Source organism: Bradyrhizobium sp. URHC0002 (genome assembly GCF_054059515.1).
This window is the reverse complement of the sequence record NZ_JBSSCF010000001.1, coordinates 1,010,257-1,023,747: the sequence shown is the minus strand read 5'-3', so window position 1 is coordinate 1,023,747 and position 13,491 is coordinate 1,010,257. Positions and strand designations below refer to the sequence as shown.

Below are 13,491 nucleotides of genomic sequence, written 5' to 3'. Positions count from 1 at the left end.
CGTGCATGCTAGCTAGCACATTATTGAATTAGACGTGCATGCTTCCCCCAAGCGTCTCGAACAAATCCTGGCGCGCCTGCTCGACCGCCGTGAAGAGCGCGCGAAGCGCCGGACGGTGCACATCGCCGAACTGCGCAAGCGCGGTGCCGAAGCAGACGCCAAGCTCAAGCGGCTCTACGACGCGATCCAAAACCGAATTGCTGACGCCGATCCGATGCTCAAGGAGCGTGTGACCGGGCTGAAGACCATCCGCGACCAGGCCCGCGCGCTCGCCCAGCGCGTGGAAGTCGATGCGAAAGAGTTCGCATCAAGGGGTCGAAAAGCGTGCTTCTGCGCAAGCTTGTCGCCGCCTCAAGCGCAAAAACGGCAGGTTTGGAGTGCCCGGTTCTGTACCGAAGTGGCGCACCCGACACGATTCGAACGTGTGACCTTTGCCTTCGGAGGGCAACGCTCTATCCAGCTGAGCTACGGGTGCTTCGGGGGTTCATTTAGCCGATTGGCCGGGCAGGGGCAACGGCCCTTGCAGGGGGCGGGGAGACGAAGGTGGCATAAGGCGGACCGCGTTCCCCATGCAAAATTCCGATCCGTTCCGGCCAATTGGTGCTACTCTTGGTGCCTTGATCTTCTCGCCATCGATGGGGACGTCCGATGTATAAGAAGGTTCTTCTCGCCTATGACGGTTCGGTCGAGGGGCGGCGCGCGTTGCGGGAGGGCGCAAAGCTCGCACAACTCTGCCGTTCCGAGGTGTTTTTGCTGGCTGTCGTCGAGGTTTCCTCGATCATGACGCCCGAGGCCGGGCTCACGATCCCGATCGAGCTGCAGACCGAGGATTACAAGGCCATCCTGAACGAAGGCACCGAGCGGCTGAAGGCGCTGGGATTTTCGCCGACCGCGCGGCTCGAGGTCGGCGATGCCGGGCAGAAAATAGCCGAAGTCGCCGAAGAAATCGGCGCACATCTCGTTGTCGTCGGCCATCGCCCGCAGGGGACGCTGGCACGCTGGTTCGGCTCGATCGGCAGCTATCTGGTCAAACGCCTGCGCTGCAGCGTGCTAGTGGCCCAGACCGAGATCAGCGACGCCGAGTTCGAGCGGCTGAAGCCGGCGGAAACGGCAGCTTCGAGATAGTCCAAAGGCAGACCTGAGCTTTAATTCGTGGGGACGATGATCTTGCCGATCGGCCACAGCGCGATGCCGGCAAGTTTCAAGTGCGCCCAGGCAAAGGGAATGCCGATGATGGTCACGGCCAGCAATACGGCCGTGACGAGATGCCCGAGCGCCAGCCACCATCCCGCCAGCACCAGCCAGATGATGTTGCCGATCACCCCGAGCGGGCCGGTGCCGATATCTTCCTGCCCGCTATAGGCGTCGCGGGAGATCGCCGTGAAGCCGAACGGGAACAAGGTGTAGGCCGCGATGTTGAATGCGGCCCGCGCCCAGGGAATCCCGATGATCGTGATCGCCATGACGACGGCGGCGACCAGCCAGCCGAACGCCATCCATGCGCCGCCGAGAACGATCCAGATGATATTGAGCAGCAGTGAGACCGGTGACATGGCTGAAACTCTATCTTGGCGTGGGCGCGATTGAAATCCAAAATCGCCTGCAACCGGAACCCGATTGCCCCTCGCTTCGCAACCGTTAAACTCATCGGCCGAACGGTCCGGCAACAAGTATCGACAGGGAGAAACGTTCATGCGTCCGCTCGAATTCGGCTGGTATCTGCCCACGCATGGCGACACCACCGCCTATGGCCTGATGGATGCGCAGATTCCGGGCTCTCCCGAACTGTGCGACCGCGTGGTGCAGGCGGCGGAAGCGGCCGGTTTTGAGTATCTTTTGATCCCGGTCGGCTCGGTGTGCTGGGAAGCGTGGATCACGGGCGCGTTCATGGCGGCGCGTTCGTCCACCATCAAGCCGCTGATTGCAGCAAGGCCCGGCTACATCAACCCGGTGCTGCTGGCGAAGATGATCTCGACCTTCGACCAGATGTCGGGCGGGCGCATCTGCATCAATCTGATCGCCGGCCAGAACGAGAGCGAGGTTGAAGGCGAGGGTTTGCGCTACGCCAAGGAAGAGCGCTACGCGCTGATGGAGGAGGAAGTCTCGATCCTGAAGGCGCTGTGGACCACGCGCGGACCGGTCAATTTCGAAGGAAAATTTCACAAACTTTCGGCGGCGCACATCAAGCCGCGCCCGCACCAGCAGCCGTTTCCAAAATTCTATCTCGGCGGCGGCTCGCGCCAGGCCTGGGAATTGTCGGCGAAGCATTCCGACGTGCATCTGTTCTGGGGCGATCTGCCGGAAAAGATCGCCTCGAACATTGCCGAGATCAGGCAGATGGCGCGCGCGCATGGCCGCGAAAACGACATCGGCTTCGGCATGCGGCTGCAGGTGATCTGCCGCGAGAACGAGGCGGACGCCTGGGAGGCCGCTGATCAACTGGTGCGTCACGCCACCGAGCGGCAGAAGCAGGAGATCCAGACACTTTACAACAAGTCGGAAGCGAACCTGCGCGTGCAGCAGCTTGCCCGCGAGCATGGCGACCTCCTGCTGCCGCATCTGTGGACCGGCATCACAAAAGTCCGCCCCGGCGCCGGCATCGCCGTGGTCGGTAATCCCGCACAATGCGCCGACACGCTGCAGCAATTCATCGATGCCGGCTGCCATTCCTTCTGCCTGTCCGGCTATCTGCACGACGAGGAGGCCGAGCGCTTCGGCCGCCTGATCCGGCCCATTCTGGCCGAGAATAATCGCGGCCGTTGGGCGGCGTAGCGCAGGATTGGCTGCGGCAGCCATGTTGCGGTGCATCCGTCGGGGCCGTTTGACGCCGGGCGTATTGCTGCGGTGCGTTCGGCTGCGGCCTTGATATCGCTCGCGGTGGTGTGGGCCCGGCGCTAAGGTCGTGCCCGAGAATTCAACTGGGTACCGCCAAATGAGTGGATCGAGCTCGGTACTTGCGTGGAGCTCCGCGCTGGAGGAGTTCGCGCTGTTTCGAACGCTCAGTTCCGAACAGCGGCTGAAGGTTCTCAGCGCCTTGGTCCGCCAGGATCTGGTGCGCGGGCAGATGCTGGTCACGCAGGGCGGGCCGTCGGATTCGCTTTTTCTGGTGCTGCACGGTGCGCTCGCGGTGCGCAAGACCGGCTATAGCGAGCCGATCGCCGAGCTTCGGGCCGGCGAGCTGGTGGGCGAGATCGGCTTCTTCGCCGATGTCCCGCGCACGGCTGATGTGATTGCCATCCGCGACACCAGCGTGCTGGCATTGACGCGTCCGGCCTACCAGAAGCTCGTCGAGGAAGCCCCCGCCATCGTCGAGGCGCTGCTGGCTGCGCTGGCCCGGCGGTTCGCCAAGGAGACCGCGCGCATCGCGCCATTCCCCAGCTCGCCGAAGGCGCGCACCGTAACGCTGATCGACGGCGGACTGGAGCCGCTGCCGGGCGCTTTCGATCGCCGGATGCGCGAGGGGCTCGCCGCGATCGATGCCGAAATTATCGACGCCGCCCGCCTCCAGGCGATGTTTCCCGGGCGTACGCTCGATGCCCATGACGTCACCGAATGGCTCAACAAGCTCGAACACACGGCGCCGCTGGTGGTCTATCTCGGCGGCCGCGACGCTTCGCCCTGGGCGCGCAAGGCCATCCGTCAGGCCGACATGGTCGTGTTCGCGTGCCGCGGCGACGCGCCTGCCGCTGCATTGACCGAGATCGAGGCCTTTGCCTGCGAGGTTCATTCCGTTTCGGCAAGACGTCTCGTCCGCGTTCATGACCATCGAAGCGGCGAGGTCTCTGGCACCACGGCCTGGCTGGCCCGGCTGCCGGCCTTCATGCATCACCATGTCGCCCTCGAAGATCAGATCGATATCGACAGCCTTGTCCGCTTTCTGTGCGGCCGGGCTGTCGGCTTCGTCGCCGCCGGCGGCGGCAGTTTTGGGACCGCGCATGTTGGAATCTACAAGGCCTTTCGCGAACGCGGCGTGATGTTCGATATCTTTGTCGGCACCAGCGTCGGCTCCGCCATGGTGGCTGGCTTTGCCAAGAATCTCGAAGCCGAGCATCTCGAGCGCGGCACGCACGAGATCTTCGTCAGGAGCAGAAGCTTTCGCCGGCCGACCTGGCCGCGCTATTCGCTGCTGGATCACAAGGCGTTCGATCGCGCGCTTGCCGATCAGTACGGCCCCGACTGCCGGATCGAGGATTGCTGGCGGCCCTTTGCGGCCGTCGCGACCAATCTTTCGACCCACAATCTCGAATTGATCCGGACGGGGCCGATCTGGCAGGCGGTGCGCGCATCGAGCGCGATCCCCGGGCTGTTGCCGCCGTTCTACACGCCGGAGGGGGCGATGCTGGTCGATGGATGTCTCATCGACAATGTCCCGCTGGCGTCGATGCACCAGCTCAAGAGCGGTCCCAATCTGGTCGTGCATTTCGGCGAGCCGGCGGCGGAGATGTTCGACGTCGATTATGCGGCGCTGCCGGGACGGTTCGAGCTGATCGCCGCGATGCTGACGCCGTTCCGCAAGAAGCTGCTGCCCGCCGCACCCAGCGCGGTGAACGTGCTGTGGCGAAGCCTCGTGGCGCATCAGCGCTACGATACGTTGCCGGTCGGGCCGTTCGATACGGTGATGCGGCCGCCATCTCCGGACGGGATCGACGTGACGGATTTCGATCGCCACACCGAGATCTTTGAAGCCTCTTATCTCTGGGCCAAAGAGGCGATTGCGGCGCTGGAGGCGGGAGGCAGTTCGGCGATTGCCGCGTTACTTGATCCCGGCGCGCTGGAACGGCGTCAGGCGACGGCAGTCACAGCTTCCAATCGCGCGCCCAGCAATCGCCTGGCCTCGGCCGCCGGCCTGGGCGCGCTGAACAGATAGCCCTGCATCTGGGTGCAGCCGAGCTGGCGCAGCATGTCGCGCTGCTGCTCGGTCTCGACGCCTTCGGCGGTCGTGGTCATGTGGCGGGCTGCGGCGATGTTCACCACCGCCTGCACGATCGCGGCCGAGCCGTCGGCCTCGATGTCGCTGATGAAGCAGCGGTCGATCTTGATCTTGTCGAACGGGAACCGCTTCAGATAGCTCAGCGAGGAGAAGCCGGTGCCGAAATCGTCGAGCGCGATGCGCACGCCGATGGCGCGGAGCTGATGCAGGATCGCCAGCGCGCTTTCGTCGTCATGGATCAGCACCGCCTCGGTGATTTCGATCTCGAGCCGGTCGGCCGGCAGGCCGGAGGCGGCCAGCGCGCCCGTGATCCGCAGCGCCAGCGTCGGCGACTTCAACTGGATCGGAGAAACGTTGACGGCGAGCCTGACCCGCGACGGCCAGCCGGCCGCTTCCGTGCAGGCGGTCTGTATGACCCAGTCGCCGAGTTCGTTGATCAGGCCGGTGTCCTCTGCGACCGGGATGAATTCCACCGGCGAGATCATGCCGCGTTCGGGATGTCGCCAGCGCAACAGCGCCTCGCAACCCGTCACCTCGCCGCTCGCGAGATCGAGCAGCGGCTGATAGTGGATTTCGAAGGCGCCGTCGGCCAGCGCCTGCCGCAGATCCTGCTCCATGGTGAGCCGCGCTTTGGCGCGGGCATCCATGGCAGGCTCGAAGAAGCGATGGATCCGGCGTCCCTCGGCCTTGGCGGCGTACATCGCAAGGTCGGCGTGCTTGATCAGCTGGTCGAGTTCGGTGCCGTCCTCCGGCGCGAGCGCGATGCCGATGCTGGCGTCGGTCGAAAGATGATGTCCGAGGCATCGATAAGGCCGGCGTATCGCCTCGTAAATACGGGTCACGAATTCCTCGACGTCGGCGCGGCCGCCGACTGCGGCTTGAATCACCGCAAATTCGTCGCCGCCGAGGCGGGCGATGAGATCGCCCGGCTTGATGCAATCCTTGAGGCTGGTCGCAACCGCCTTCAGAAGTTCATCGCCGACATGGTGTCCAAGCGAGTCGTTGATGCCCTTGAATTCGTCGATATCGATATAGAGCAGCGCGAATTGCTGGCCGCGAACGGCCTTGCGAAGCTCGCGCTCGATCTGCTCGCGGAACAGCACCCGGTTCGGAAGGTCGGTCAGCGCGTCGTAATGCGCCAGATGCGCGATCTTCTCGTTGGCAAGCCGGCGCTCGGTGACGTCGTCGACGACGTTGATGATGTAGCGCGCCTGACCCGCCGCATTGCGGATTCCGAGTCGCTTGGAGGTGATGTAGCGCGGGCCCATCCCCTGGGTTTCCCAGACGTGCTCGTCCTTGAACAGGCCGTCGGGAGATTGCAGCGTTCGCTCCTCGTCGGCCGCGATGAGCTCGGCGGCGGGCTTTGGAAAAAGGTCGAATGCCGTCTTGCCGATGATCAGGTCGCGCGAAATTCCGAACTGGGCCTCCGCCACGCGGTTGACCAGCAGATAGCGCCGGTCGTGCACATCCTTCACGGTGATCTGCGACGGGATGTGATCGATGATCTGGCTCAGGAAGGCGTAGTTGCGGTCGCGCTCCTGCTCGAGGTTGAGCCGCTCGGTGATGTCTTCGATGGTGGCGACCCAGCCGCCGTTCGCAAGCGGCCTGCTGACGGCCAGAAAGGCGCGTCCGTCCTGGCACTGCATGACGCTGTGGGTGACCTGCCCGCGCGCGACGTTTCGCATGACAAGGGAGCAGAACGCATCGACGTCGCCATCGAACGATCCGTTGTCCTTGCGATGCTGCATCAGGTCGCGGAAGTGGCAGCCCGGCTTCACGATGTCGGTCGACAGGTCGTGCATTTCGACATAGCGCCGGTTGAAGGTGACGAGGCGCGCCGAGGCGTCGAACGTCACCAGGCCCTGGATCATGTTGTTCAGCGCGGTGTCAAGTCGGCTTCGTTCCGCTTCCAGCCGTTGCTGCGCCTCGCGGCTTTGGCGGGTCATCTGCCTGATGATCAGGAACAGGATCAGCGCGATCACCGCCGCAGCCAGCGTTGCCGCGATGACCAGGAACCGGGTTTGTTCGCGCCAATCGGCGAGCGCGGCGGTAACCGTGTTGGTTGCGACCACGGCGCCCGAGTAGTGCCCGAGCGGCGCTGCAGAACCCAGCCTTTCGGTCCGGTCGACCAGGCTTTGCACGCGGAGCGTCTGCGGGGTGCCCCGCTCCCGGACCTGCTGCAGCAGCGGCGCCGTCGCGAAATTCTGGCCGATCAGGCTGTCGACCCGCGGATAGCGCGCCAGCAGGGTGCCGTCGGCATGAAACATCGAGATGGCGGCGCCGGTTCCGAGCGCGACGGAAGCAAAGAATTTTTCGTAGTTGGCGGGGTTGATGCGCCGTGTCATCACGCCGAGGAAGATGCCGTCTTCGCCGCGCAATCGGTGGGCGATGACGGAATTCAGATTGCCGTTGATATAGCTGCGAACCGACTCGGTCAGAATGGATGGCGATCGCGAATCGAATTTGAATTTCTTGAAGTAGGCCCGCTCGGAAATGTTGAGGGGTGGCGCCGGCAGCGGCCGCGACCAGCTGATCATGTCGCCATTGGAATCGAAGATGGAGATGTCGCCGAGATAGGACAGGACGCCCGCCTTGGATCTCAAGATCTCATGCGCTTCGGAGTTCGCGACATGTTTCCGGAATTCCTTCTCCGAGGCGATGCCGGAAATTTGCAGCCGGGAGATCACGTCGTCGGCGAGCGTGTCGGAGTCCTCGAACTGTTGGTCGAAGTGACGGGCAAGCAGGAGGACGGTATTCTCCAGCTCGCGTTCGCTGTTGAGAAGCGCGCGCTCGCGGAATTCATCGGTCATCATGATGGTGCCGACGAAAATCGCCGAGACCAGCAACCCGCCGCAAAGAGTCAGCCACAACACCGGGCCCCGGATGGTCGCGGCAAGGTGCCGCCCGGTGGCTGCGGTTCGAGCCATCATGCCGTTCAGGTGGTGAAACAGACCGCGCATTTCTCCCTTCTCCCGGGGACATGCATACGATGGGCGGATGTCATAAGCCGTTAGGAAATCCAGTTACCTAAGGCTTAATCGCGTTTCCTTCCCGCGCGATCGCGCGACGAAGCGGTATTCTGCTGCTGCTGCTGTTCTGTCGGCGGAGACGAGGCGCCCGCCCGCGGCAGGCACCCTTCAGCGGCGATAGCCGCCGGCGCGCGAATAGATGGGACGGTTTTCCTGTGCCGGCCGGCTGGCCTGGCTGGCGCGCGCCTCGCTGGCGCGCGGGGTTACCAGCTTGAGGTCTTCCAGGAAAGTCGGCCTCGAGAAGTAGAAGCCCTGGGCGTAGCGAATCTTGGTTGCTGCCTGCAGATAGGCCAGTTCCTCGAAGCTTTCGAGCCCTTCGGCGATCACGGTCATGCCGAGCGCTTCGCTCAGAGACTCGATCGCTCGCAAGATGCCCTGGCTGCGCGGTCGCCTATGGATGTCGGTGATGAAGGAGCGGTCGATCTTGATCTCGTCGGCGGTAATGTCGGCCAATGCCGACAGCGACGAATAGCCGATGCCGAAATCGTCGATCGAGATCTTGACGCCGAGCTTGCGGAAGATCGGCAGGATCTCGTCCTGGAAATGCGTCTTGGCGACGAAGGCGTCTTCGGTCACCTCGATCATGAAGCGCGCCGGAAATCCGGTGGCCTCGATCGCCCGTGCGAACGGCCGCATGAATTCGGGATTGCCGGCCTGCTTGGCCGCGACGTTCATGCTGATCGTGGTGTCGGGGCCGAAGGTCTCGTTGATCAGGTCGATCGACTTGACGATCTCCGCCAGCACCAGATGGGTCAGTTCGTCGATCAGGCCCAGTTCGGTGGCAAGGTTGATGAAGGTGCTGGGGGCCTGAATCACCCCATCGTCGTCACGCAGGCGCACCAGCGCCTCGACGCCAATGATCTCCTGGGTCCGGATATCGACCTTGGGCTGGAAGGCGCAGCAAAAGCGCTTTTCCAGGATAGCCAGCCGCAGCGATTGCTCGATCTTCATCCGCGCCAGCGCCTCGCGCTCCATGCTGGCGTCGAAGAACGCCGCGGCGCCCTTGCTGCCGTTCTTGACGCGGTACATCGCGATGTCGGCGTTCTGGCGCAGCACTTCATAGCTGCGCCCGTGTTCGGGATAGAGGCTCACGCCGATCGAGGTCGAGGCGAATATCTCGGACTGGTCGATGAAGAACGGCGCCTTCAGCCGCTGCAGGATGAAGTGGATGAACTCTTCGACCTCGGCGTCGTTCTGGATCGGGTTGAGCAGCAGCACGAACTCGTCGCCGCTGATCCGCGACAGGATGTCGGAGTCGCGCAGGTCCAGCCCCAGCCGCTTGGCCATCTCCACCAGCAGTTTGTCGCCGACCGGATGTCCATAATAGTCGTTGATGTGCTTGAAATTGTCGATGTCGAGAAACGCCAGCGCGAAACGGCCTTGTCCGTTGTCGTACTTCAGGAGGCTGTTGACGCGATGCTCGATCACGCGTCGCGTCGGCAGGCCGGTCAGCTCGTCGTAATAGGCGGAGCGGAACAGGTGATCCTCGAACGCCTTCTGCTCGCTGATGTCGGTCGAGCTCGAAATCAGCAAATTGCGCCCGGCGACCTGGATGGGCCGATGCGAGGTGAGAAACACCTGCTTGGCCGGACCGCCGGCAATGGCTTCTTCCAGCACGGCCGGGCGGCCGGTACGCAGCAATTCGAGGCAGGTTTCGCGGCGGTCGCTCAATTGCGAGGCCGACGGCGCGGCAGCGGCCGCCTTCAGGAGGGCAGTCGCGGCATCGTTCATCAGCACGAACTCGCCGTGCTCATCCTGAACGGTCACGCCGGCCGGAAGTAACCTGAGGACATCCCGCAGGATGTTCAATTCGGTTTCAAATATGCTTTCATCACTGGCCTGCGTCGCCGCCGTCTGAAAGTCGTGTTTGTTGGGACTATGCATGCCACGGAGCTTGGCAAAGTCCCTTGTAACATTGGTTAAGCGGGACTGCGAAAAACCGTAACAACCGTAGAAGTCAGCGATTTCCACCGGCGTTGGACTTGATCGTCATTAACAGAATGTCAACGCCAATGGAGAGGGCCGCGTGCGAGGTGAATGTCGGTTCACGCGTTTTCGCGACGGAGACGGGATTTCGCTGGAAAACACGCTAATTCGCGGGAAGCCGGCATTGCATCGTGCAATGAACGCCGGTCTTGAGGAAGCGGATCTCGGTCTTGCCGTCGAACGCGCGAAGCGCCGATTGCAACAGTTTGGTGCCGAAGCCCGCCGGGCCGACGTTTTCGACCACGGGACCTTCCGTTTCATCCCAGGTGACGTTGAGGCGGCTCTCCGACACCGACCACGAAACCTGCAACAGCCCGCGGGCCGAAGAAAACGCGCCGTACTTGCCCGCATTGGTGGCCAGTTCGTGAAAGATCAGCGCCAGGCTGACCGCCAGCTTGGCCGGCAGGAATAGTGGGTCGCCGTTCAGATTGAACCGGACATGGCCGTACGGGCCGAGTTCGGAATGCAGCATATCCTTGATGTCGCAGCCGCGGCCGTCCAGCCGCGCGATCAAATCGTCGGTCGCCGACAGCGCGCGGAGGCGGCTATCGATGCTGCCCCAGATCTGCGGCTGGTTCTGCAGCACTTGATGCAGCACGGCGTGGATTGTCGACGTCTTGTTCTTGAGCCGGTGCTGCAATTCCTCGACCAGCAGCTTGCGGTATTCCTCTTCCCTGACCAGGCGCTTCGAATCTTCCCGCTGCTGCGCGACGATCGTCCGGTAATGCTCGACGCCCCAGATGGCGAACCCGCAAACCGCCCAGAACATCAAGAGCAGCGCAAGCCGCGCGGAATCGGCAACCGCGCTGCTGAAATTGACCGCAACGCCGAGCACGCCACCCGCGATTGCCGTCGCGATCCCGATCCGGGCGCCGCCGACGGCGGCGGCCAGGAACACCGCCGGGAAATAGGGCGTGAAGAATACGTCGGGGCGGATCTGGGCTATGCCCCACCGGGCGATTGTCGACAAAGTGAGACAGCCGGCCGCGAAGACCGTGCTGAAAAGCAGCGAGGGCTGGGAAATTCCCTGCCAGCCATGCCTGAACTCTTCGACCAATTTCTTCATCGGGATTGTCACTTCACGTGATCAGCGAATCTAAAATATGGCCGAACTTGACGGAATCCCGGGATTTCAGCGTGAACGGAGGCTGTCCAGCCGGATCGGCGGGCAGGTGCACGATGGAACAAGCTCGCTTGCGTTGTTCCCGACGGCCGAGGATATTGGATTCAACTGCGTTTGTCGCAGGCCATGACGGTGAGACTTTTTGGGCGACACAAGGGGAGACGCAAATGTCCGTGGCATCCAGATCATCGCAGCAGGGCGACTTTCGCCCGTTTTACCTCGCCATCATCGCCGGCCTCGCCTGCGCCTTCGTCATCGGCAAGGCGCTGCCGACGACCATCGACGCCGTCTCGGCCATCATCGAGCCGCTCTGCGCCAACAGCGTGACCGGTTCGCAGGATGTCGTCGAGCCGATCTCCTCGCACGCGCTGCCGAACGTGCCAGGCAAGCGCGTGACGATCGTGCGCGTGTTCTATGGCCCTGGCGGGTTCACGCCGGCGCACCAGCACGCGGGCTCCGTCACCGCCTACATCACCAAGGGTGAAATCCGTTCGCAATTGGCCGGCGGACCGGTCGAGACGTTCGGCGTCGGGCAATCCTTTTTCGAGCCGCCCGGCGCGACGCATCTCGTCTCCGCCAATGCCAGCATGACCGAGCCGGCTGAATTGATCGCGGTGTTCGTGGCTGATGAAGGCGCGCAACTCACGACGCTCGTGAAGTGATCCGCCGGAATCGTTGGGTGGGCAAAGCCACCGGGTCGCGCGAATGCGCGCCCGATGACAGGCTCCGCGTGCCCACCATTCAAAGCAGCGATCCTGGACGGATGGTGGGCACGGCGCGTTGCGCCTTTGCCCACCCTACGCGCACCGAATTTAAATCGCCTTCAACACCACCCGCAAGCCATCCCGCGGTTTCGGGATCGGCCACATCTGCCAATCCGGCTTGTAACCGGGCTCCAGCGACACTTCGAGATTTTGCAGGAAATGCCGCGCAAAACATTTCGCCTGCATGTAGGCGAAGTGCAGGCCGAGGCACATATGCGCGCCGCCGCCATACGGCACCCACGCGAAACGATGGCGGTTGCGCTGCGCCTCGTCGGTGAAGCGCATCGGATCGAATTTTTCAGGTTCGGGCCAGATGTCGGGCATGTGGTGGGTGAACAGAGGATTGACGCCGACCATGGTGCCGGCGGGGATCGCATAGCCCTTGAAGGTGAAGTCCCTGATGGCGCGGCGCGGCATCGAGGGCACCGGCGGCTTCAGCCGCAGCGCTTCCTTGAAGGCCATTTCCGCAAGCGGCATGGCTTCGAGATTGTCGAAAGTCATGGGCGCTCCGGCCGCAATTCCGAGGCTCATGACCTCGTCGCGCAGCTTTTGCTGCCACTCCGGATGGGCCGCCAGTTCGCCCACGAACGATGTCAGCGACGAGGTAAGCGTGTCGTGCGCCGCCATCATCAGGAAACTCATGTGATCGACGATGTCCTGCGTCGAGAGCAGCGCGCCGTCCTCATGGGTTGCCTGGCACAGTTGGGAGAACAAATCGTCGCCGCCGCCTTTCGCGCGGCGGAGCGGAATCTGTTCGGAGAAATAGGCGACGATGCGCTTGCGGCCCTTGACGCCGCGCGCCATCTGCGTGCCGGGCAGCGGCTTTCGGATCACGGCGACCGAAGCCGCCACCATGTCGACGAAGGCGCGCGTGATCTCGTCGACCTCGGGGCCGATAGCGGCGCCGAGAAAGGACGTCGCCGCAAGGTCGAGCGTAAGCTGCTTCATCGCGGGATAGAACAGCATCGATCCGGGCTGGGCCTTCCACTGCGCCACCCGCGCCGCGATGCCGGTGTCGAGGTCGGCCAGATACGACTTCATCGGGCCGGACTTGAAGGCGACCGACAGCGCGCGGCGGTGCAGGCGATGCTCCTCGAAATCCAGCAGCATCAGCCCGCGCGGAAACAACAGCCCGAGAATCCGTCCCCAGCCGAGCGTCGAGGAGAACTGCTTGGCCTGGTCGAACAGCACAAGCTCATTGGCATCGGGCCCAAGCAGCACGAGGCTGGTCTCGCCAAACAGATGGCTGCGATAGACCAGGCCATATTTTTTGGATTGCCGTTCGACCTGTCCCTTGGGGTCGGCCAGCACCTCCAGCGTCTTGCCGATCAGGGGCCAGCCCTCGTCGCCCGGAATATGCGTCAGCGAATTGCGCCGTGGCGGGGTGAACGTATAGACGGGGGAAGCAACACTCTGCATCGACATGGGTTATTGCTCCGGTTTAAGTCTCGCAAATCGCGGATATTATCCATCGGATCGGCGGCTTTGTCGCGGACCGAATATCGCGGCGCGGGGATCGCTTGCCCGGTCAATAAAGCCTTGTTTCGCGGCAGCGTATAGCACGAACGTGTGACGGGATGCCTCGGGGGCCGGTTCAATTGGTGCCATGGCGCCCGAAGGCGTGCTATCGTGTCCCAAAATCAAGCGTATCGGGGGGAG

The 13,491-nt window shown here is 63.1% G+C and carries 10 protein-coding genes and 1 tRNA gene; 4 read left to right on the top strand and 7 right to left on the bottom strand.

Translation table 11 applies throughout. The features are described from left to right. Positions 1-28: 28 nt before the first annotated feature. Both ACVWVY_RS04935 and ACVWVY_RS04930 read right to left on the bottom strand, forming a co-directional pair. Complete coding sequence (locus ACVWVY_RS04935) at positions 29-190, bottom strand: hypothetical protein (protein ID WP_456625324.1); 162 nt, start codon at positions 188-190, stop codon at positions 29-31. 208 nt (positions 191-398) lie between these two features. Then, a tRNA-Arg gene (locus tag ACVWVY_RS04930) sits at positions 399-475 on the bottom strand. Between the two features lie 173 nt (positions 476-648). Here ACVWVY_RS04930 and ACVWVY_RS04925 point away from each other — a divergent pair. Continuing rightward, positions 649-1,125 carry a universal stress protein gene (locus tag ACVWVY_RS04925; protein WP_456625323.1) on the top strand — a complete coding sequence of 159 codons (477 nt, stop codon included), beginning with the start codon at positions 649-651 and terminating at the stop codon, positions 1,123-1,125. 20 nt (positions 1,126-1,145) lie between these two features. Here ACVWVY_RS04925 and ACVWVY_RS04920 read toward each other — a convergent pair whose 3' ends face one another. Beyond that, positions 1,146-1,553, bottom strand: coding sequence for a YccF domain-containing protein (locus tag ACVWVY_RS04920; protein ID WP_456625322.1), 408 nt, complete (start codon positions 1,551-1,553; stop codon positions 1,146-1,148). Between the two features lie 139 nt (positions 1,554-1,692). Between ACVWVY_RS04920 and ACVWVY_RS04915 the strand changes: the two genes are divergently transcribed. Continuing rightward, positions 1,693-2,772: an LLM class flavin-dependent oxidoreductase gene (locus ACVWVY_RS04915; protein ID WP_456625321.1), complete on the top strand. Its 1,080-nt coding sequence runs from the start codon at positions 1,693-1,695 to the stop codon at positions 2,770-2,772. A gap of 160 nt (positions 2,773-2,932) precedes the next feature. Further along, positions 2,933-4,867 carry a patatin-like phospholipase family protein gene (locus ACVWVY_RS04910; RefSeq protein WP_456625320.1) on the top strand — a complete coding sequence of 645 codons (1,935 nt, stop codon included), beginning with the start codon at positions 2,933-2,935 and terminating at the stop codon, positions 4,865-4,867. Here ACVWVY_RS04910 and ACVWVY_RS04905 read toward each other — a convergent pair. The 3 genes from ACVWVY_RS04905 to ACVWVY_RS04895 form a co-directional block, all read right to left on the bottom strand. After that, the gene (locus ACVWVY_RS04905) at positions 4,783-7,890 is read right to left on the bottom strand and encodes a bifunctional diguanylate cyclase/phosphodiesterase (protein ID WP_456625319.1); all 3,108 of its coding nucleotides are present in this window, start codon (positions 7,888-7,890) and stop codon (positions 4,783-4,785) included. The genes ACVWVY_RS04910 and ACVWVY_RS04905 overlap by 85 nt on opposite strands. 177 nt (positions 7,891-8,067) lie before the next feature. Then, positions 8,068-9,843, bottom strand: a complete 1,776-nt coding sequence (locus ACVWVY_RS04900; protein WP_456625318.1) for a putative bifunctional diguanylate cyclase/phosphodiesterase — start codon at positions 9,841-9,843, stop codon at positions 8,068-8,070. A 205-nt stretch (positions 9,844-10,048) separates the two neighbouring features. Beyond that, positions 10,049-11,011 (bottom strand): sensor histidine kinase, encoded by a 963-nt coding sequence (locus ACVWVY_RS04895; RefSeq protein ID WP_456625317.1) that lies wholly within the window; start codon positions 11,009-11,011, stop codon positions 10,049-10,051. A gap of 224 nt (positions 11,012-11,235) precedes the next feature. Here ACVWVY_RS04895 and ACVWVY_RS04890 point away from each other — a divergent pair, with 224 nt between their 5' ends. Then, the gene (locus ACVWVY_RS04890; RefSeq protein WP_456625316.1) at positions 11,236-11,730 is read left to right on the top strand and encodes a cupin domain-containing protein; all 495 of its coding nucleotides are present in this window, start codon (positions 11,236-11,238) and stop codon (positions 11,728-11,730) included. Between the two features lie 150 nt (positions 11,731-11,880). Here the strand turns inward: ACVWVY_RS04890 and ACVWVY_RS04885 are convergent, their stop codons facing one another. Further along, positions 11,881-13,257, bottom strand: a complete 1,377-nt coding sequence (locus ACVWVY_RS04885; protein ID WP_456625315.1) for a cytochrome P450 — start codon at positions 13,255-13,257, stop codon at positions 11,881-11,883. Positions 13,258-13,491: the final 234 nt, after the last annotated feature.

Excerpts from the sequence above, each read along its gene's own strand:
- ACVWVY_RS04925 (WP_456625323.1), top strand. The coding sequence starts at position 649 with ATGTATAAGAAGGTTCTTCTCGCCTATGACGGTTCGGTCGAGGGGCGG.
- ACVWVY_RS04920 (WP_456625322.1), bottom strand. The coding sequence starts at position 1,553 with ATGTCACCGGTCTCACTGCTGCTCAATATCATCTGGATCGTTCTCGGC.
- ACVWVY_RS04915 (WP_456625321.1), top strand. The coding sequence starts at position 1,693 with ATGCGTCCGCTCGAATTCGGCTGGTATCTGCCCACGCATGGCGACACC.
- ACVWVY_RS04910 (WP_456625320.1), top strand. The coding sequence starts at position 2,933 with ATGAGTGGATCGAGCTCGGTACTTGCGTGGAGCTCCGCGCTGGAGGAG.
- ACVWVY_RS04905 (WP_456625319.1), bottom strand. The coding sequence starts at position 7,890 with ATGCGCGGTCTGTTTCACCACCTGAACGGCATGATGGCTCGAACCGCA.
- ACVWVY_RS04900 (WP_456625318.1), bottom strand. The coding sequence starts at position 9,843 with ATGCATAGTCCCAACAAACACGACTTTCAGACGGCGGCGACGCAGGCC.
- ACVWVY_RS04895 (WP_456625317.1), bottom strand. The coding sequence starts at position 11,011 with ATGAAGAAATTGGTCGAAGAGTTCAGGCATGGCTGGCAGGGAATTTCC.
- ACVWVY_RS04890 (WP_456625316.1), top strand. The coding sequence starts at position 11,236 with ATGTCCGTGGCATCCAGATCATCGCAGCAGGGCGACTTTCGCCCGTTT.
- ACVWVY_RS04885 (WP_456625315.1), bottom strand. The coding sequence starts at position 13,257 with ATGTCGATGCAGAGTGTTGCTTCCCCCGTCTATACGTTCACCCCGCCA.